Here is a 19,657-nt window from a genome sequence, read left to right as displayed (position 1 = left end):
ATTAAGAAGTTTTCGGAGCTGGAAGCATTTTGGTTTCTTCTTGTACAGGTTCAATTGCTTCTTTTGGCTGTGAACCTTTACGAACATCACGTAAGAAAAAGCTCAAAATCAAACCAATAAAAGCAATTCCTGTTGCCCAGAAGAAAGCATCGTTAATGCCCATTACAGTAGCGTGCTCACTTGCGTTAGCATACACTTGTTTTACAGCTGTTTGTTGTGCTTGCTCCATTGGCAAATGCATAGCTGAAGCAATTTTGACTGTTAGCTCATGAAAGCTTTGCATAAAACCAGTGTTTGATGTATTCATATTCTCAGTTAAAGCGCCTAAATGGAACGTTGTACGATTTGTAAAAATCGTTGTAACAAGACTAATTCCAATTGATCCACTAACTTGACGTAGCGTATTTGACATTGATGAACCATGGTTGTTCAGACGAGATGGCAACTGGTTTAAACCTGCTGTCATGATCGGCATCATAAGAAGTGACATTCCGAACATACGGCACATATATACAATTAACAAATGAGCATATGATGTTGTTAACGTAAGCTGTGTGAATTGGTATGTTGTAATTACAGTGATAATCATCCCAACGATACCAAGCGGTCTTGGACCGATCTTATCAAATAAAATCCCAGAAATCGGCGACATAATAAGCATTACAATCGCTCCTGGTAGTAGTAATAAACCAGAATCAAGTGGCGTATACCCACGAATATTTTGTAAGTAAATTGGCACTAAGTACATACCAGCATACATGCTAATTGTAAGTGCGATATTAATAACACTTGATAGTGTGAAAATATTAAATTTAAACACACGCATGTCTAGCATTGGATGTGGTGAACGCAGCTGTTGAATTACAAACATCGCAAGTAGAATAACTCCGATAATCATTGTTGAAAGAACAATAGGATCTGTCCATCCATCTTGACCTGCTTCACTAAATCCGTAAAGAAGGAATCCCATACCTAGTAAAGAAGTTGTTGCTCCAAAAACGTCAACCTTGATTTTTTTGCCTTCTTGGATATCTCTTAATTTGAAGTAAGCAAAAACAAATACGATTACACCTAGTGGAACCATTCCTTCAAATAAAAGATGCCAATCATAATTTTCTACAATCCAACCTGATAAAGTTGGACCAACGGCAGGTGCGAACATCATCGCAAGACCAAAAATCCCCATTCCTTTTCCGCGCATTTCCGGCGGGAAAATCTGAACAATAATTGCCATAACAAGTGGGGCAAGTACACCGCCACCAACGGCTTGAACTAAACGACCAGCAAGCATAACTGGGAACGTTGTCGCAATTCCGCAAATAAGCGATCCAAGGGTAAATACAAACATCGCAAATAGGAACAGTTTACGAACTCCAAAACGTTCAATTAAGAAAGCAGACAGTGGAATAAGAGCTCCGTTGACGAGCATATAACCTGTTAAAAGCCACTGTGCACTGCTTGCTGTTACGCCAAATTCATTGATTAAATGGGGCAAGGCTACATTTAATAGCGTTTGGTTCAAAATAGCCAAGAACAAACCGAGCATAACGATACCAAGAAGAGCGCCCTGGCCAGAGCCTTTTGAACCTGAATTTTCGTTAACAGATGAAGCCATTAAATTTCCTCCTTTCCCTTTTTAAAAGAATTACTTATTTCAATTAGTTTTTATTAATTTTTACTTGTGCATTCATTCCTGGTAAAACATTCTCAGAGTAGTTAGAGATTGAAATTTTAACTGGAATTGTGTGTGTTACTTTTGTATAGTTACCGTCGGTATTTGTACTTGGCATTAAAGAGAAAAGAGAGTTTGTTGCAGTACCTACTTCTTCTACTTTCCCATCAATTGTTGTACCTTCGTCACCATCAACAGTAACTTCTACATCGTCACCTTTTTCAATATCTTTTAGCTTATCTTCTTCAATGTTAGCTGTTACATAAAGTTGAGTCATATCCACTACTTCAGCAACTGCTTGACCTTGTTGCACTACTTCATTATTTAAAACATCTTTTTTAACAATTTTTCCATCTTCAGGAGCTGTTACATCTACGCTGCCCTCTCCTGTATTTACATTAGCAACTGCGTTGTCTTTTGAAACATCTTCGCCTTCTTCAACAGACCAATCTGCTAATTTTCCTGATTGTGGAGCAGTGATGCTTTTCACATCTCCCATAACTTGTGCATTTTCTGTTTTAATGTAGTTAGCGTTTTGGTAGTAGTAATACCCGCCGCCTCCAACTAATGCTAAAATAACGATGATACCAATGATGTTGATTAAAACTAAACGACCTCTTGACATAATCTTGCTCCTTTCTTCTCTTAAAATAATTAATTAAATTTATATTTAACTTTATTAAATAAAAACCGTAGAATAAGCTCTTGTTTTAAGAGAGCTACTTTTTTACTACATAAAATTGTATATTCACTACGATAATTACTTTTCTATAAAGTTAATTTACATATGGAATCTTACCATACGAATATATATAAAGGCAACAATTTTTCCTCATATTTTTTTTGGTTATTTTTTCAATGAAATCTCCCTTTTCTTTCCTCTTCCTTTTCTTCTATAATAGAGCAGGAATAACTCAAAAGGAGCTTACTATAATGAAGAAAAATACGCTGCTGTTAATTGACGGCTTCAATTTACTTAGTCGCGGTTACTTTGCTACAGCATATGGACGAGATGAAGAAGATCTTACAAAAAATATCGACGGCACCTATATTAATGCTTTAAATGTATTTTTTCGAAAGCTATTTCAGCTTTTTAGACAATATGACGTAACACATGCGTTAGTTGCTTGGGATGTAAAAAGAAATGAGACGGATCGCCGAGTAAAATATGATTTTTACAAAGCAACTCGTAATGAACTTCCTCCTCCTCTTATTGAGCAATACGAAACATGTCAAAAAATATTAGATGCTCTCTCAATTAAACAGATGTCTCTTGCTCCATATGAGGCAGATGACCTTATTGGCTCTCTCTCTCTTTCATGGACTGTTCAAGAGGAAGGAAAGTGTTACATTTATAGCAATGATAAGGATTTATTTCAGCTATTAAATGAAGATGTAGCTCAAATTGTCGCAGGAAAACGTGGCGATAGTGTTTTTACAATGGACGATTTTCAAACAGAATACGGTATTTCACCTTCTCAATGGGTAGATGTTAAAGCACTGCTTGGCGATAAAAGTGATAATATTCCAGGTTGCCGTGGTGTTGGCGAAAAAGCGGCTCTTCCTCTTATCCAACTTTATGGGTCTATTGACGGCCTTTATGAGAATGTGGAAACGCTCGATAAGAAGTTTAATCGATATAAGAAGAAGCTTTTAGAAGGAAGGGAAACAACTCTTGTGAGTAAAGAACTAGCTCAAATTCTCTGTTCTATTCCTGAACTTCAAGCATTTGATTTTAATACCCTTTCTCTTGATCTTAATGAAACACTTGTATATAAAGAAATGAATAAGGTAGGTATTTTCGCTTCTTTTTAAAAAGCTCCCCTGTATAAGGGGAGCTTTTATATTATGGACGTAAATCCATCATTTCACCAAAATATTGAGAAGCGGTTGTAAAACAGACAAAAGCGCAAAGTTCGCTTATTTCTTTTTCATTAAATGTTTCTTTTAATACTTCAAAAGTTCCCTTCGGTATAGCGCTCCCTACTCTTAAAAAAACGCTCACAAATCCAAGTGCCTTTATCGTTTTTTCATCCTGGATATCTTTTGCTGGTTCTCTTTTAGCTTTGCAATAAAGACAGCCGTTTCCATGGGCAAGTGCTGTTCGCACATGTTCCTTTAAATCTTTTGAAAGAGACATGGTATTTTCAAGTACTTCCCCTAGTTCACTCCACTTTTTCATTACTTCTTTATTATGTCCTAAAAGCTTTTGAAATGAAGTTTCTCCATTTAATGATAGGGATATTGTTGTCATCGTTTCTCTTCCTTCCTGTTTTCAAGTAAATTATGTTACAATTATAGAAAGAAAAAGAACTTTTTCACATTTCAAATGAAACTAAAAAACAAGAAAGAAATTTTATTTGATATAAATTTTGAAGAAGAAGGTTGCGTATGAAAATTGACGAGTTAGATATTAAAATTATGAAAGAACTAAAGAAAAATGCGAGGCTTTCAATACGACAACTTAGTCAAAAAGTCAATTTATCTCCACCGTCTGTAGCTGAAAGAGTTAGAAGACTTGAGGATGAAGAGGTCATTGAACGCTATACTATTGATGTCAATAGAACGAAGCTTGGTTATTCTATTGACTGTATCATTGAAGTTACCGTTAAAAATGGAAAACACGAAGCATTTAAAACATTTATTGAGCAGCATCCTAATACTTTATTCTGCTATCGTATTACAGGAAAGTCCTGTTTTATGGTCATGCTAACTGTGGAAAAGCTTGAACAGATTGAAGATTTTATTAATGATGTGACCTCTTATACAACAACGTTTACAAATATTATTTTTTCAAGCGTAAAACTTCAAAATGAAAGTCTTTTTACTTAGTTCATTAGAAGGAGAAAAGAACAATTTTTAGAAACGTTTATTTGAAAACGGTTTTATTATTATTATAATAGAAGGAGAATAAAAAGCGTTTTGGTTTTATTATAAAGGGGGCATTACCAAAAATGAGTGAATATCCAAAAGAGATAAAAGAACAGTTAGAACATATGGATCGTATGAAGGATACGTTTTTTCGCCATAAAAAAAAGCTTGTTGAAGAATTATGTAGTAAGCTTCCTTACAACATTACTCCGACAAAATATTATATGCTTAAATTTATTTACGAAAAAGAAAAATGCATGGTTGTTGATGTATCCAAAAAACTAGAGTTATCGTCTGGGGCCACAACTATTACTCTTAATCAGCTTGAAGAATATGATTTAATTGAAAGACGGCGTGATAGCCGGGATCGTCGTATTGTTTGGCTAACACTTTCGGAACAAGGAAACGAACTTGTTCGCAACGCTCTAAAAAAGCGTGATGAATTTTGGGGCAAAATGCTTGCGGTTTTAACAGAGGATGAAACAAAGGAATATTTCCGTATTCTTGAAAAAATCGAAAACGGAATTGAAAAAAATTTAGATGGGATAAAAAGATAACAGAAATCATTTTGATCTCTATTATCTTTCTACATCAAAATATGAGTTAGCAGGTCAATTAATAAATACAAAATATGCTACGCTTTCTTGTGTAGTACAAGTCCGTCATATGTATTTTCCATATGATAATCTTTGAAAATAGATACGATTGTGACAAGGCCGATTACAAGAATAAGCGTAATAGCAAGAGCTGTTGTTATATCAGCAAGAGGTGCAATAATAGCAGCCGCAACGGCTGGAGTCATCGTAATACAAAGATCTTTCGGTTTTTGCTGTACGTTTACGAGCGGTGATAGAAGCTTTCCGATCATTCCTTTCACCATAATCGTTTGTTCACCGTGAGATACGGCTTTGTGTAAAGCATGTTTTTCTGCTACTATAATCATAAGTAGAAACCTCCTCTAGTTTGCGTTATTTAGTTTAATATTCGCTACGAAGAGGAGATATCCTGCTTTAAAATGTAAAAAATTTATGAATTTTCAATCACTTCAACAAAAGCCCTTTCTAAAAGGGCTTTTGTTGTTAAGATTTCGTTATATATGTCCAACCATCTTCTTGATACACTTTCTTTTGCTTCATTAACCCCCCAAGCGCACGCTTGAAAGCTCCCTTGCTCATTCCGAACTGTTCTAAAATATCATCTGGATGGCTTTTATCACTATATGGCATCGCACCATTTCGACCTTCCATATAAGCTAAAATTTCTTCTGCGTCATCACTCATTTTATCTTGCTTACGTGGAAAAAGAGATACATTTAAAGTGCCATCTTCTTTTACATCAATAACGCGACCACTTATTCTTTCTCCTAAACGTGGTTCACGTTTACGTTCGCTTTCATGAATAAAACAGCGATATCCCTCTTCTGAAATCATGAAGCTGCCAATTTTCATTAAACGATACACATTTCCTGTAATATCGCTGTTATATGCAGTTTTAGGAGCTTTACGCGCTACTTGTTCCATAATATTTTCTGTCGCAAGACGGCCAAGAAGCCGACCTTTACGATCCGTTTTAATACTTACATATAACCAATCACCAACTTCAGGCCACAAATGTTCAAGCGCTGATAAATCATCAAGGGAAACAAGCAAATCTGTGCTTATGCCAATATCAACAAAAACCCCTAAATGACGTTGAACACCAACAACTTGTGCCCAGCCATAGCGCCCTTTTTGAATGTTTGGTTTCTTCATTGTAGCTGTAATACGTTCTTGTTTATCATGATAAAGGAAGACTTCTACATCTTCGCCAACTTCAATTTCACCAATAATTTCTGATTCATGTAGCAATACATCTTCACTGCCATTTGTTAAAAATACGCCGAATGGTGCTTCACGCTCCACTTCTAGCGTCACAATCGTTCCTGCTTCAATCTTACTCATGCTCTTTCTCTTCCTCCTCAATGGTGCATTTGTTGCTCCTACTAAATCTACCATGATTTAGTATAGATGTATAGATTATTTCAAGAAAGACTCGTTTTAGATTGCGCTAGTTTCTCCTACTTTTATTCTTCAACTCGACATTTTTGCCCTTTTTTCTTGTTTTTCAATGTTGCCTCTTTCATCTTTAAAAACAATATGCTCTCTTGAAAAATGTACAGGAGAAGTGATTCCCGCTGCTGCAGCTAAATTGTATAATCCTTCTCGAAGAGACAAGATATAATTGCATACACGAAATGATTTTTCTTCTACTATAAGGGCTTTCTGCAGTTTAGGATCTGTTGTTGCAACCCCAACAGGACAATTGTTTGTATGACAAACTTGTGCTCTTATACATCCAACCGAAAACATCATGCCGCGAGCAATATTCACAAAATCAGCGCCCATTGCAAGCGCTACTGCAATTTTGTCAGGGGTGAGTAACTTTCCAGAAGCAAATACTTTTACTTTATCTCGGACTCCGTATTTTCGTAGTAAATCATCTACAAGAGGCAAAGCTGTATAAATCGGCAACCCAGCAGCATCAGCAAGTTCTGAATAAGATGCTCCAGTGCCTCCTTCACCTCCATCAATTGTGAAAAAATCTGGACTTCTCCCACTTTTTGCAATATATGCGATAAGCTCTTCAAGTTCTTTTATATTCCCTACAACAAGCTTCACGCCGACCGGCTTTCCGCCAACACTACGGAGCTGTTCAATAAAATCAAGCATTCCTTCTCTACTACTAAACTGTTTGAAACGGTTTGGGCTATCAATCGATTCTCCAGCCTCAACTTGGCGGATTTTAGCAATTTCATCTGTTACTTTTCTGCCATCAACATGACCTCCTCTTGTTTTTGCACCTTGAGCAAGCTTAAGTTCAAATGCTTTCAGTTCTTTTATTTCACTTTTCTTTTTAAACTCTTCCCATGAAAACTCTCCATCTTTCGTTCGCACTCCAAAGAGACCTGGACCAATTTGACAAATAATATCTGCGCCCCCTTTCAAATGATGAGGAGACAATCCACCTTCTCCTGTATTCATCCACGTTCCTCCGGCAAGTTTCAGCCCTTTAGAAAGAGCTGTAATAGCCCGGTCCCCAAGCGATCCATAACTCATTGCCGATTGCCCAACGTTTCCCTTTACATAGAAAGGCTTTTTACATGTATGCTCTCCAATAATTTGCACATCCTCTTCATGAAGAAGATATGGGGAAGCCTCCACCTCTTCTCGATGTTCTTTTCGTCTCAACAAGTTATCTTCGTCTATTTTATAAATTTTTGTTTTTACTTTTTGCTTATTATCAATCTTCAGCTCCTCACGCTGAGCTGGAAATAGAGAATTTGCAATATAGTAACCAGGACGCTCAAACTCACGCTCCGAACCAAAACCAATTAACCTGCTTTTATATTTAGCAGATTTCATTGTTTGCTCATATTCTAACCGTGAAAATGGCTTGCTTTCATTATCATTATGAAATAAATACTGTCTCATTTCAGGACCAATTTTCTCTAAGATGTAGCGTACCTTCCCTAAAACAGGAAAATTCCTTAGCACAGAATGTTCATTCTGCTTTTCATCTCTTATGTAAATCCATAAAAATATGGCTCCTGGGATTAATAATAATAGCAGCAGTGCCCCCACTAGAATTGTAATTGTCCATCCCATTTTTTATCCCCCTCTTTACTTTATAAAAAAGAAGCATGAGAATTCTCATGCCTCTTCTTTTGTTAAAAGAAACGCTTTAAGCTCTTTTTAAGCGGCGGCATTTCTACTTCATGATTTTTAAAGAAATTCTTCAACAAATATTTGGAATAAGAGAAAGCCTGGCTGTATCCAATTTTACCTGGAAGAGGCGGCTCCTCTTTAATGTGAATATCTAGAATAACAGGTTTTGTGGCAAGGGCCGCTTTTTCAAAGGCAGGAGCAAGTTCTTCAAATTCTTCTACTCTATAGCCAATACCTCCTGATACGTCTGCAAATCGAGCAAAATTAAATGGTTGTAGATCAACTGCATAATCAAGGTGACCTCCCACTTCCTGTTCGTATTTAATCATCCCGATCTTTTCATTGTTCAATACAACAACAATAATAGGAAGATTGTATTTTACAGCAGTTAAGAAGTCCTGCATAACCATTGAAAATCCACCATCTCCGCATACAGCGACTGCTTGGCGCTCAGGATACGCCATTTTTGCAGCAATTGCTCCTGGTAACCCACACCCCATTGTAGCAAGCCAACTCGAAATGATAAATTGTTGGTTTGTTACACGGAAATGCCGTGCCATCCACACGGTAACGTTCCCAACATCAACAGATAAAATAGCGTCATCTTCTACGATTTTTTGAAGCTGGGGAATGACTTGATGAGCTGTAATAGGGGTTTCTTCTTTTTGCTCATCTTTTCCAATATGTCTCCACCAATTTTCCATATTTTCTTGGCATTTCTCAAGAAAATGTCGATCTTCTTGAAAATCTCCGTGTGCAGTAAGCCATGGAAGTACTTCCTTTGCATCTCCTACAATTCCTACTGAAACAGGATAGCGTTTTCCGATCTGAGTAGGTTCCATATCGATTTGAATAGCTTTTGCTTTTTCAGGAAGATAATCTCGGTATGGGAAAGATGTACCTATCATGATAAGTAAATCCGTTTCCTCCATTGCCTCATATGCTGGCTTTGTTCCAATTTGACCAAGGTTTCCGAGATTTGAAGGATGCTCGTCGGGAATTACTCCTTTTCCTGGTAGTGTCACAACAACTGGAGCCCCAAATCTTTCTGAAAAGCCCTCCACTTCTTTTCTAGCATGCAGTGCTCCTTTTCCGGCTAGGATAACAGGACGTTTTGCTTCATTTAAATATGTAACAGCTTTCTTTAGATCCTCTCCATTTGGAACAATCTGAGCTTCTCTAAAAACTGATGAGGTATACATTAAACTCTCGTCAATTTCTTGAACAGGGATATCATCTGGAATGGTTAAGACAGCGACCCCTTTTTTAGCATATGCCGTTTTAATTGCTTGATTTAAAAGATCTGGGAGCGTGTCTGCTTTTTGCACCGTTTTATTGAACACGGCTACGTCATCAAACATGCGCTGCAAATTAATTTCCTGAAAATCATCTCTCCCAAGTTTTTCAGTTGATACTTGTCCAGCAAGAACGAGCATTGGAACGCTATCTGATGCTGCATCATACATCCCATTTAAAAGATGAACTGCTCCAGGACCTGCAATTGATAAACATACTCCTATTTTCCCTGTGATTTTTGCGTAGCTTGAAGCGGCTAGAGATGCTGCTTCCTCGTGGCGGACTCCAATAAATTTAATTTGCTCTTTTGCTTTTCTTAACTCCTCCATTACATTGTTGATAGAATCTCCTGGAAGACCATATATATGATCAATATTCCATTCTTGTAGTGAACGAATTAACGCTTGACCAGCCGTTGTTTTAGCCATAATGTAGTTCCTCCTTTTTTAGGTAAATATTCCACGCTGTCTAAAATTCAAACATTCTTAAATAAAAAAGCTTCACATAGTGAAACTTTTTATCTCTCTATTCGTTTGTAACTATGTGTCTTTGTTGTTCTCTTTCATCAACGTGGATTACGATTACTTTACAAGGAGATGGAAGACTTATGTCAAAAGAATCTTTTTTACAAATGAATACGGTTTTTATTAGTATATTAGTAGAGGCCCTACCATTCGTCGTTCTTGGCGTTATTATCTCGGGCGTGATTCAAATGTTCATTACAGAAAATATGCTAGCTAAAATTATTCCTAAGAATCGTTTTCTCTCTGTTATAGTGACCTCTGTACTTGGAAGCCTTTTTCCTGCTTGCGAGTGCGGCATTGTCCCTATTACAAGACGACTTATCGGAAAAGGAGTTCCTCTTCATGGAGCTACAAGCTTTATGCTAACAGGACCTGTTATCAACCCTGTTGTGATTTTCTCTACATATGTAGCTTTCGGAAATGATTGGAAGATGGTTGGCTATCGGTGCATTTTATCCTTTATTGTAGCTCTTTTTGCTGGTTGGATTATCTCCCTTCAATTTAAGGACGGGCAGCTACGCAACGAGGCTACACACCATCATCATGACCATTCTCTTGCTTTTTCAAAGAAGTTTGGGGATATGGTACGTCACACATTAGATGAATTTTTCTCAGTTGGTAAATTTTTTATCATTGGAGCCTTAATTGCGGCAGCGATGCAAACATTTGTTAAAACATCCACACTTCTTTCTTTAGGAGATGGGCCTATTATGTCTATTATAATAATGATGGCACTCGCTTTCGTTCTTTCTCTTTGCTCATCAGCTGATGCTTTTGTTGCTTCATCTTTCCGAAGCACGTTCAGTAATGGTTCACTTGTTGCATTCTTAGTATTTGGTCCAATGTTTGATATTAAAAATATGCTTGTTATGCTCGGAACTTTTAAGTCTAAACTCGTATTTTTCCTACTCTTTTACGTTACGATTTTTGTCTTTTTAGGAGCACTTATTATTTCTTATTTGTAAAGGAGGAGACAAAGTGGTACGCATTTTAATCTTAATTGGCTTTAGTTTTATTTTTATGCACCTTCATGCTACAGGAACAATTAATAAATATATTAATATGAAATATAGCTATATCTCATTTAGTACGATATTTATCTTTATTTTACTAACCATTGCTCAAGTTTATTTTTACGTAAAAGATGGCGATAAGAAAAATCATGATGATCATGATCATGAACATGATCATTCATGCAGCTGTGGCCATGATCACAGTCATGATGAAGATAAATGGTACAAAAAGCTCATTGTGTATCCAATTATGATTTTCCCTCTCGTTGCTGTTATGTGCTTCCCAATTGCAACTCTTGATTCAAAAATGGTTGAAGCAAAAGGGTTTCACTTTCCTATTCTAGAAGGTGATGATGCGTCAAGTAACCATCAAATTTTGCAACCTGATACGAGCACATATTACGGAGCAGAAGATTACGACAAATTAATGGATAAATCAAAGAAACAGTATGAAAAGAAAAACTCCATTATTCTAAATGACGACAATTATTTAAAGGGAATGGAAACTATCTATAACTTCCCTGGAGAGTTCACAGGAAAAACGGTATCACTAACCGGTTTTTCTTATAATAGTGATGACTTGAAGAAGAATGAAGTTTTTCTATTTAGATTCGGAATCATTCACTGTGTAGCAGATTCAGGTGTCTATGGGATGCTCATTCAATTCCCAGACGATATGGACTTAGAAAATGACGAATGGCTACGTGTAAGCGGAGAACTAGATACAATGTATTATCAACCATTCAAAAAAACAATTCCTGTTTTAAAAGTGAAAAAGTACGAGAAAATAAGCGAACCAGAAGATACTTATGTTTATCGTCAATACTAATAAAAAAAGCCGCTTAATGCGGCTTTTTCATTAGGCAATTGTCTATTTTTTATAGGACAAATCCCCGAATTTTATCTTTCGTATATATTATAAGAGACTTGTAAAAGGAGGTAATACATGTGCATCATCACTCTTACTTTCCTCGTTATTATCAAAGAAACTATAAGCCGAACGACAAAAATGAACAAAATCATTCTTCATCACATCATGAAAATTTTGCCCATCCTACCGCTCCCCCATTTCCATATGGAGAAGGTAATTATGAACAAAATTATTCTTTGCCACATCATAAAAATTTTGCCCACCATACTGCTCCCCCATTTCCGCATGGAGAAGGTAGTTTAGAATATCGTTTGAATTATCTTTCTTACCAAGTTCAGCAACTTATTGAGCAAAACAAACAGCTCCTTGAGCGTTTAGATCGAAAAGCTCCTGAACAAAGTCAAACGGTCACAGCGCCAAGTGGAGGCGGATCTATTATTGTCCGGATGTAAACACTAGAGTGGAAGGTCTTCCTCTTAAAGGAGTCCTTCATTGATAAAAATTGGACAAGTTTAAGTGAATTTCGCCCCCAAAAAAGCTCCTGCTATTTGGCAGGAGCTTCTACGTTTTTTCCCTATCCGTGCTTTCGTTCCGTATCCTCTTCCATTTCTTCATTTAATTCTTTAATTAAGAAAGAGACTTGAAGAATTTGATGATTTTCAATTTCTACTACTTCAAAACGGTATTGCTCATCTTCAACAACAGGATTCTCATCTGGGGTTGAAGCCATCTTTACTTGCATCCATCCCCCAATTGTATCAACGTTCTCTCGCTGATCAAACGTCATTCCGAATCGCTCTTCTAAATCATCTAAAAGAACGCGTCCATTTAAAAGGTAGTAGCCCTGTTCTTGTTCTACTACGTCTGGAATTTCATCAGTATCAAATTCGTCTTGGATGTCACCTACAATTTCTTCTAATATATCCTCCATCGAAATAATTCCTGACGTTCCTCCATATTCATCCATAACAACGGCAATATGAATGTGTTCTTTTTTCATCTTCACTAACACATCTTGCAAACGTGTTGATTCATGAATAAAAGGAATCGGATGGATATGTTTTTTCATATTTAATGATCGTCCAAGCACAAGGTTTGTGACCATTTCCTTAGCATTTACAACACCAATAATTTTGTCTTTATCTCCTTCTTCTGTTACAGGGTAACGTGTAAAGTGGTTTTCATCAATAATTTGTAAAAGCTCTTCCTTTTCCATCTCCTGATCAAAAACAATCATTCTTGTTCTTGGTACCATAATATCTTTTGCAACCCTTTCATCAAATGAAAGGATGTTTTGCATATATGAAAGCTCTGTTTGATTGATTTCTCCACTTTGATAACTCTGCGTCATAATAATTTTAAGCTCTTCTTCTGAGTGTGCTTGTTCATGACCGGCAGGCTTTACCCCAAATATGCGAAGGATAATGCGCGCTGAGCCGTTTAAAAGCCAAATGAGAGGAAATAAAATTTTCCCAAATAGCACAAGCGGCTGAGCTAACAAAAGTGTAACTCTCTCAGTATACTGAATAGCCAATGTTTTCGGAGCAAGTTCTCCTAAGACAACATGTAAAAACGTCATAATACCTAATGCAAGCGCGTAAGAAACAACTGTTGTCCAAGCTGTAGGAATGCCCAATTCATGAAATGCAGGGTGCAAAAGTCGCTCTACAGTAGGTTCTCCGAGCGTCCCAAGACCTAAAGCTGTCACTGTGATTCCGAGCTGACAAGCTGAAAGGTAATAATCCAAATTGGTTACTAGTTTCTTTACAGCAACCGCTTTTTTATTTCCTTCTGAGATAAGCTGCTCAATTCGCGACATTCTTACTTTTACAACAGCAAATTCGGCCCCTACAAAAAAGGCTGTCAATACTATTAAAAGAGCTACTAATATTAAATTAATGATAATGGTCGTGTCCAACTTATCCCCTCTAAAAAGAGGGAATCACCTCCGCTATAAAAATTATTTATATCTACCCGTAGAGTGATGACCATGAGATAGGTACTCAAGCCAAAATGGTCCTTTGTTTTCAATTAATACGGTTACATTCTTCTGACTAATCGTTCTCCATAGCGCCTTCCCAACGTCTTCACCCCCTTTTTATTAGCTTATATTTTAGCATATATTAACTTCTATGTATATTTATTATTCCGGAACCGTTTTTTACTTTTTTCACTATGTTTTACAACACATTTGTAAAATGCAGAAGAAGCACAGCTCCTCCTAAAACGACACATGATACATGCCCTTCCCTTTTTTCTTTTTTAAACTCTGTTATGTTATTGAAGATAAGTGACAGAGACATAGCTACTAGCATCCAAGAAACAACGTTAAAATTCTCAGTATCCCCCTTTTTTTCCATAATGAGTATAGTTAAAGCCAATATGATGGTGAAAATAGAAAAAACTATACCACCTGCTTTACATAAGCGATCCATCTTTCCATCCCTTTCTCAAAACTTCTCCTTTTCTTCTTTTTTCAAAAAGTTTACGAAATATATGCCTTCCCTTTATTTTAACATATAGTAAAGATTTACAAAAAGCATAGAAAAAATATTCAGCAAATTTAAATTAGTTAATATCTTCCGTTAATTATCATTTTTTACCTTATATATTACACTTTCGTTACATTTTTATTGCAAATGTAAATAAAGTCTATTATACTCACAAATAGAGAAAAAAATTTAGGAGTTTTTGAGATGAAGAAAAAAGGGGTTATTGTTTTATCTTGTTTATTCTTAGTGTTTATTGTCGGATTTGCTTCATATCTCTTCTATAAGAAAGAAAATACAAAAGAAGCTCCACAAGCTCTTGTAACAGAAAAGGAATACACGCCAATCTATTCTGTTCCTTCTCCTTACACAGAAAGAGAAGTTAAAGGGTATTTAACGAAAGATACTGAGTATCGCAACTATATAGCGTTTAACCAAGACTGGTGGCGAGTTGCTGTTGGAAACGATGTTGGCTATGTTCCACGCAAGGAAACGAAAATAGCGAGTGCAACAGCTGTCAAAAATCAGTCGTTAACGAGCGCTTTTGAGGGAGAAACATTTTTAGTAAAAAAAGCAACGCCGATTTATCGCTCAATGTCTAAAACGTCTAAAAAAATTGGAGAATTTGATCAGCGTACTCAAATTGAAGCAAAAGATACAGATAAAGATTGGATGGAAGTGAACGTTGGCGGTCTTATCGGTTACATTCCAAAAGATAGTGTTGAAAAACAAAATGGCGTTCCTGTTCTTATGTATCATCACCTTTTAAAAGATGAGGAGAATCATAACTTCAGAGGTGTTTCAACAACTATCACTCCTGAAGCCTTTGATGAGCAAATGAAGTGGCTTCATGACAATGGCTATACGGCTATTACGCTCAAAGAATTAGAGCCTTACATACAAGGAAAAAAAGCGTTACCTGAAAAATCTGTTGTTATTACGTTTGATGATGGGATTATTTCTTCGAGAGATTATGCTTATCCTATTCTTAAAAAATATGGATTTAAAGCAGAAAACTTCATTATTACAGGTAGAATTCCAAAGGAAAGTAAACCATTCAATCCAGATCGATTAGACTTTTTAAGCTATCAAGATATGGAGAAAATGAAGGATGTATTCTCGTTTGGTTCTCACACAAACGCACTCCATTCAATGAATGAGGAGAATAAACGCGGGATGATTACCCAACTTCCTTATGAGCAAGTGTTAGCAGACTTCAACCAAAGTAGACAAGCACTTCCAGCACACTCTTCATATTTCGCTTATCCTTTTGGACATTTAAATGAGACATCTGTTCAAGCTGTCAAAGATGCAGGATTCACTCTAGCCTTTACAACCCAAAAAGGCTATGTCTTTCCTGGGGATAACCCACTGTTGCTTAACCGTTTTGGTATTGGACCAGACATAACATTGGAAAAGTTTCAAGAGATTTTCAAATAAAAAAGATTCAGCATAACTGCTGAATCTTTTTTTATTATCCAAACTGTGCTTGGTGAAGACGGCTATATATTCCTTCTTCTCCCAGCAATTTATCATGTGTTCCTTGTTCTGTTATACCACTTTTTGTGACAACCATAATGCGATCGGCATTTTTGATTGTAGCAAGACGATGAGCAATAACAAGGGTTGTGCGCCCTTTTGAAAGCTCATTTAACGCTTGTTGGATGGCAACTTCTGTTTCCGTATCAAGAGCAGAAGTTGCTTCATCTAAAATTAAAATTGGTGGGTTTTTAAGAAAAATTCGTGCAATAGCAAGGCGTTGTTTTTGACCGCCAGAAAGTTTGACTCCTCGCTCTCCAATAATCGTGTCAAGTCCGTCAGGCTGATTTGAAATAAAGTCAGACAGCTGGGCTTTACGAGCTGCTTCCTCTATCTCTTCCTCTGTTGCGTCTAATTTACCATAGCTTAAATTCTCCCGAATCGTACCTGAAAAAAGGAAAACATCTTGCTGAACAATGCCAATTTGGCTACGCAGTGATTGAAGAGTAAAGTCCCGAATGTCTACGCCATCAATTGTAATTTGCCCTTCTTCAATCTCATAAAAACGAGGAAGCAAGCTGCACAAAGTTGTTTTTCCTGCTCCTGATGGACCTACAAACGCAACTGTCTCACCCTCTTTAATAGAAAGGGTTAGTCCATTTAAGACTCTTTCCATATTTTTGTATCGAAATGCAACGTTTTCGTAACGGATTTCTCCTTTTACCGTCATATCTTTAGCGTGCGCTGCATCAACGATATCAGGATGTGTATCCATGATTTCAGTATAACGCTTGAACCCGGCAATTCCTTTTGGATAACTTTCGATTACCGCATTAATTTTTTGGATTGGTCCTATTAAAATATTAGAAAGGAGAAGAAACGCAACAAACTCTCCATATGTAAGCTGACCTTTTATAACGAAAAGCGTCCCAAACAAAAGCGTAAAGAGGGTTACAGTGCGCATAAGCATGTAGTTGGCCATAATATTTTGAGCCATAATTTTATAAGATTGAAGCTTTGTTTGGCGATAGCGTTCATTGTTTATTTCAAAGCGTTTTTGTTCATGTTCTTCATTTGCAAATGCTTTTACAACGCGAATGCCTCCAATGCTATCCTCTACGCGGGCATTAATATCCCCTACATCACTAAACATTTTACGAAATGTTTTTGTCATCTTTTTGTTAAAGTGAACCGCACAAATCATTAAAAGTGGGATAACGATAAAAGAAAGTACAGCAAGTTTCCAATTAATTGTAAGCATAATTCCAAATGCGCCTAGAAGCGTCATAATAGCGACAAATACATCCTCAGGCCCATGATGAGCAACTTCCCCGATCTCTTCTAGATCTTTTGTCAGCCGTGAAATCGAATGTCCTGTTTTGTTTTCGTCATAGTAGCTAAAAGAGAGCTTTTGCATGTGACCAAAAAGCTTTCTTCTCATATCTGTTTCGATATTAATACCAAGTTTATGTCCCCAAAAAGTTACAATGTACTGAAGACCTGTATTAAGAAGATAAATAACCAAAAGACCTAAACATGCCAATGAGATAACAGTCCAGTTTTCCATAGGAAGTAAACGATCAATCACTTCATTTACAGCAATCGGAAAAGCAAGCTCTAAAATCCCAACAAAAACAGCACATGAAAAATCAAGGATGAAAAGTTTTTTATATGGTTTATAATATGAAAAAAAACGTTTTAACACCTTTTTCCTCCCTTATCATTATAGTATAACTCCATACAATGATAATGATTATCATTGTGTTTTACAAGCTTTTTTTTACCTCTTTTCTCCCCCTTATCTTGAATTCCTTTTCATTTGTGCCTATCATAAAGAGTAGCTTTTCTATTTTACATATTTTGAAAGGAGGATTTTTTTATGGGAACTACTGTTGCTGCACCAAAACCGGATAGCATAGAAAAAATAACAGTGTACAACATTTTATTTATTATTGGACTTTGTCATTTATTAAATGATGCCTTACAAGCTGTTATCCCTGCTATGTTTCCAATTTTAGAAAGATCAATGGGATTGACATTCACACAACTTGGACTTATTTCTTTTACCCTTAACATGGTTTCTTCTGTCATGCAGCCTGTTGTAGGGCTTTATACAGACAAGAAACCAATCCCTTATGCTCTGCCACTTGGGCTTACAAGCAGTATGCTTGGCATGTTTTTTCTTGCTTTTGCTCCTTCATTTGAAACTATTTTACTTTGTGTATTTTTTATCGGGCTTGGATCTGCAGTTTTTCATCCAGAAGGTTCGCGTGTAGCCTACATGGCAGCTGGAAATAGACGCGGGCTTGCTCAATCTATTTATCAAGTCGGAGGAAATTCAGGGCAAGCGCTTGCTCCTTTAATGACAGCGCTTGTGCTAGCAAAGCTTGGGCAAGGGGGAGCTGCTTGGTTTACAATCTTCGGCGGGGTGGCCGTTGCTCTACTTTTTTATATTGCTAGATGGTATAGTTCACGCCTTGTTATGTATACGCCGAAGAAGCGAAAAGCAGAGCGCCAGATGAATGTAGAATCCAAAAAAGCAATTAAAGGCGCATTACTTATCATTATTTTTCTCATCTTTGCCCGTTCTTGGTATATTAGTGCCATTTCTAATTTTTATGCTTTTTATACGATTCAAAACTATGAAGCAAGCATCTCTGAATCTCAAAGCTATATTTTTCTTTTTCTTCTCATGGGAGCTGTTGGGACATTTTTAGGCGGACCTCTTGCAGATCGTTTTGGCAAAAGAAACGTTATATTATTTTCAATGCTTGGAACCGTTCCATTCTCACTTTCCTTACCATATGTCAGTCCGCTCTTAGCTTACGTTTTTCTAGCTCTCATTGGGCTCGTTTTAATGTCCAGTTTTTCTGTAACTGTTGTATATGCACAAGAACTTGTGCCAGGAAAAATTGGTACAATGTCTGGATTAACCGTTGGATTGGCATTTGGAATGGGAGCTATTGGTGGCGTTGCTTTAGGGTTTTTCATTGATAAAATAGGTCTCAATCCAACGATTATTAGCGTCGGTTTCCTCCCTATCCTTGGATTTTTAACGTTTCTTCTTCCAAAAGATGAACGGATCCAAGAGTGGTATAAATAAAGGTCACGTACGGCTTTGATTTATGATATGATGAAAAAAAAGCTAAGGAGAAACTTGTATGAGACCTTTACAAATATCGGCTGAAACAGCTCAAAAACTAGCACAGTCGCTAAATATGCCGCTTGAGCAAATTATGCATATGCCACAGCATATCCTACTTGCAAAGCTTGCGGAAATGCAAAAAGAAGAACAATAAAAACAAAAGGCAGAAGAAATTCTTCTGCCTTTTATAATACTATCTTTTTTTAGATTGCTGCTTTTCTTCCAATAAATCAATAAAGCGATGAATCTTCTCGCTTGTTTGTTTCACATCGCTTTCTTTTTCTGAAGACGTCATTTCCTCTATCATATTTGAAAGCTGCTCTCGTTCTTGTTCTGTTAGCATCGTCCAATCTGCCACTGTATCCCTCCTGATATCTTTTCCTTTGAAAATAGATTGTTTTTCTCTCTTTATAGCAAACTTTTCTTTCTAGATCCTCTTCCAATAGATGGTTCTTTCCCGCTTATAAAGTGCTTTTTCCCCATCTTTCCTATTGTACAAATGTCATCTTAGGAGAGCAAAATAAATTTTTTTAATAGAAAAGGTTTATTCTATGAAAGATTCGGTTATTACTGATAACAGGTTATCATAAAAA

At 36.6% G+C, this 19,657-nt stretch carries 20 protein-coding genes; 9 read left to right on the top strand and 11 right to left on the bottom strand.

All coding sequences use genetic code 11. The features are described 5' to 3' along the window. Nucleotide 1: 1 nt before the first annotated feature. Entirely contained in the window at nucleotides 2-1,615 is a 1,614-nt protein-coding gene (locus B9N79_RS06320; protein ID WP_040056379.1) for a DHA2 family efflux MFS transporter permease subunit, read from the bottom strand. A gap of 43 nt (nucleotides 1,616-1,658) precedes the next feature. Continuing rightward, nucleotides 1,659-2,297, bottom strand: a complete 639-nt coding sequence (locus tag B9N79_RS06315; protein WP_040056380.1) for a biotin/lipoyl-containing protein — start codon at nucleotides 2,295-2,297, stop codon at nucleotides 1,659-1,661. Nucleotides 2,298-2,605: 308 nt separating this feature from the next. Here B9N79_RS06315 and B9N79_RS06310 point away from each other — a divergent pair, with 308 nt between their 5' ends. Beyond that, nucleotides 2,606-3,487, top strand: coding sequence for a 5'-3' exonuclease (locus B9N79_RS06310; RefSeq protein ID WP_040056381.1), 882 nt, complete (start codon nucleotides 2,606-2,608; stop codon nucleotides 3,485-3,487). Between the two features lie 31 nt (nucleotides 3,488-3,518). On the opposite strand, the gene B9N79_RS06305 is transcribed toward B9N79_RS06310, so the two are convergent. After that, nucleotides 3,519-3,926, bottom strand: coding sequence for a carboxymuconolactone decarboxylase family protein (locus B9N79_RS06305; protein WP_040056382.1), 408 nt, complete (start codon nucleotides 3,924-3,926; stop codon nucleotides 3,519-3,521). 137 nt (nucleotides 3,927-4,063) lie between these two features. On the opposite strand from B9N79_RS06305, the gene B9N79_RS06300 reads away from it, so the two are divergent. Both B9N79_RS06300 and B9N79_RS06295 read left to right on the top strand, forming a co-directional pair. Then, a complete protein-coding gene (locus tag B9N79_RS06300) occupies nucleotides 4,064-4,504 on the top strand; it encodes an Lrp/AsnC family transcriptional regulator (RefSeq protein WP_085117980.1) in 441 nt (146 codons plus the stop codon). Nucleotides 4,505-4,626: 122 nt separating this feature from the next. Beyond that, nucleotides 4,627-5,100 (top strand): MarR family winged helix-turn-helix transcriptional regulator, encoded by a 474-nt coding sequence (locus tag B9N79_RS06295; RefSeq protein WP_046217647.1) that lies wholly within the window; start codon nucleotides 4,627-4,629, stop codon nucleotides 5,098-5,100. A 77-nt stretch (nucleotides 5,101-5,177) separates the two neighbouring features. Here the strand turns inward: B9N79_RS06295 and B9N79_RS06290 are convergent, their stop codons facing one another. The 4 genes from B9N79_RS06290 to B9N79_RS06275 all read right to left on the bottom strand — a co-directional run bounded on the left by B9N79_RS06290 (nucleotide 5,178) and on the right by B9N79_RS06275 (nucleotide 9,971). Continuing rightward, nucleotides 5,178-5,486: a hypothetical protein gene (locus B9N79_RS06290; protein WP_046217648.1), complete on the bottom strand. Its 309-nt coding sequence runs from the start codon at nucleotides 5,484-5,486 to the stop codon at nucleotides 5,178-5,180. 136 nt (nucleotides 5,487-5,622) lie between these two features. Beyond that, a complete protein-coding gene (locus B9N79_RS06285) occupies nucleotides 5,623-6,483 on the bottom strand; it encodes a CvfB family protein (RefSeq protein WP_046217649.1) in 861 nt (286 codons plus the stop codon). A 129-nt stretch (nucleotides 6,484-6,612) separates the two neighbouring features. Continuing rightward, complete coding sequence (locus B9N79_RS06280) at nucleotides 6,613-8,187, bottom strand: FMN-binding glutamate synthase family protein (protein ID WP_046217650.1); 1,575 nt, start codon at nucleotides 8,185-8,187, stop codon at nucleotides 6,613-6,615. 62 nt (nucleotides 8,188-8,249) lie between these two features. Further along, entirely contained in the window at nucleotides 8,250-9,971 is a 1,722-nt protein-coding gene (locus B9N79_RS06275) for a pyruvate oxidase (RefSeq protein WP_040056387.1), read from the bottom strand. Between the two features lie 179 nt (nucleotides 9,972-10,150). On the opposite strand from B9N79_RS06275, the gene B9N79_RS06270 reads away from it, so the two are divergent. From B9N79_RS06270 to B9N79_RS06260, 3 genes are all read left to right on the top strand, one after another. Then, entirely contained in the window at nucleotides 10,151-11,032 is an 882-nt protein-coding gene (locus B9N79_RS06270; protein WP_019392331.1) for a permease, read from the top strand. A gap of 13 nt (nucleotides 11,033-11,045) precedes the next feature. Then, on the top strand, nucleotides 11,046-11,909 hold the full coding sequence (locus B9N79_RS06265) for a TIGR03943 family putative permease subunit (RefSeq protein WP_085117978.1): 864 nt from the start codon (nucleotides 11,046-11,048) through the stop codon (nucleotides 11,907-11,909). 119 nt (nucleotides 11,910-12,028) lie between these two features. Next, on the top strand, nucleotides 12,029-12,403 hold the full coding sequence (locus B9N79_RS06260; protein WP_040056388.1) for a hypothetical protein: 375 nt from the start codon (nucleotides 12,029-12,031) through the stop codon (nucleotides 12,401-12,403). A gap of 122 nt (nucleotides 12,404-12,525) precedes the next feature. On the opposite strand, the gene B9N79_RS06255 is transcribed toward B9N79_RS06260, so the two are convergent. Both B9N79_RS06255 and B9N79_RS06250 read right to left on the bottom strand, forming a co-directional pair. Then, entirely contained in the window at nucleotides 12,526-13,869 is a 1,344-nt protein-coding gene (locus tag B9N79_RS06255) for a hemolysin family protein (RefSeq protein ID WP_019392328.1), read from the bottom strand. Nucleotides 13,870-14,131: 262 nt separating this feature from the next. After that, nucleotides 14,132-14,386 (bottom strand): hypothetical protein, encoded by a 255-nt coding sequence (locus tag B9N79_RS06250; protein WP_046217651.1) that lies wholly within the window; start codon nucleotides 14,384-14,386, stop codon nucleotides 14,132-14,134. Nucleotides 14,387-14,647: 261 nt separating this feature from the next. On the opposite strand from B9N79_RS06250, the gene B9N79_RS06245 reads away from it, so the two are divergent. Next, nucleotides 14,648-15,880 carry a polysaccharide deacetylase family protein gene (locus tag B9N79_RS06245; RefSeq protein ID WP_046217652.1) on the top strand — a complete coding sequence of 411 codons (1,233 nt, stop codon included), beginning with the start codon at nucleotides 14,648-14,650 and terminating at the stop codon, nucleotides 15,878-15,880. 34 nt (nucleotides 15,881-15,914) lie between these two features. Here B9N79_RS06245 and B9N79_RS06240 read toward each other — a convergent pair whose 3' ends face one another. Continuing rightward, nucleotides 15,915-17,624 carry an ABC transporter ATP-binding protein gene (locus B9N79_RS06240; RefSeq protein ID WP_085117975.1) on the bottom strand — a complete coding sequence of 570 codons (1,710 nt, stop codon included), beginning with the start codon at nucleotides 17,622-17,624 and terminating at the stop codon, nucleotides 15,915-15,917. Nucleotides 17,625-17,798: 174 nt separating this feature from the next. Here B9N79_RS06240 and B9N79_RS06235 point away from each other — a divergent pair, with 174 nt between their 5' ends. Beyond that, a complete protein-coding gene (locus tag B9N79_RS06235; protein ID WP_019392324.1) occupies nucleotides 17,799-19,022 on the top strand; it encodes an MFS transporter in 1,224 nt (407 codons plus the stop codon). Between the two features lie 58 nt (nucleotides 19,023-19,080). Then, nucleotides 19,081-19,218 carry a YycC family protein gene (locus B9N79_RS06230; RefSeq protein WP_019392323.1) on the top strand — a complete coding sequence of 46 codons (138 nt, stop codon included), beginning with the start codon at nucleotides 19,081-19,083 and terminating at the stop codon, nucleotides 19,216-19,218. A 39-nt stretch (nucleotides 19,219-19,257) separates the two neighbouring features. On the opposite strand, the gene B9N79_RS26015 is transcribed toward B9N79_RS06230, so the two are convergent. Beyond that, nucleotides 19,258-19,422, bottom strand: a complete 165-nt coding sequence (locus tag B9N79_RS26015; RefSeq protein WP_019392322.1) for a hypothetical protein — start codon at nucleotides 19,420-19,422, stop codon at nucleotides 19,258-19,260. Nucleotides 19,423-19,657 lie beyond the last annotated feature (235 nt).

Source organism: Priestia filamentosa (genome assembly GCF_900177535.1).
Taxonomy (GTDB): Bacteria; Bacillota; Bacilli; order Bacillales; family Bacillaceae_H; genus Bacillus_I; species Bacillus_I filamentosa.
Note: the sequence above shows the minus strand (reverse complement) of the source record. Positions and strands in the feature narration are given on the sequence as shown.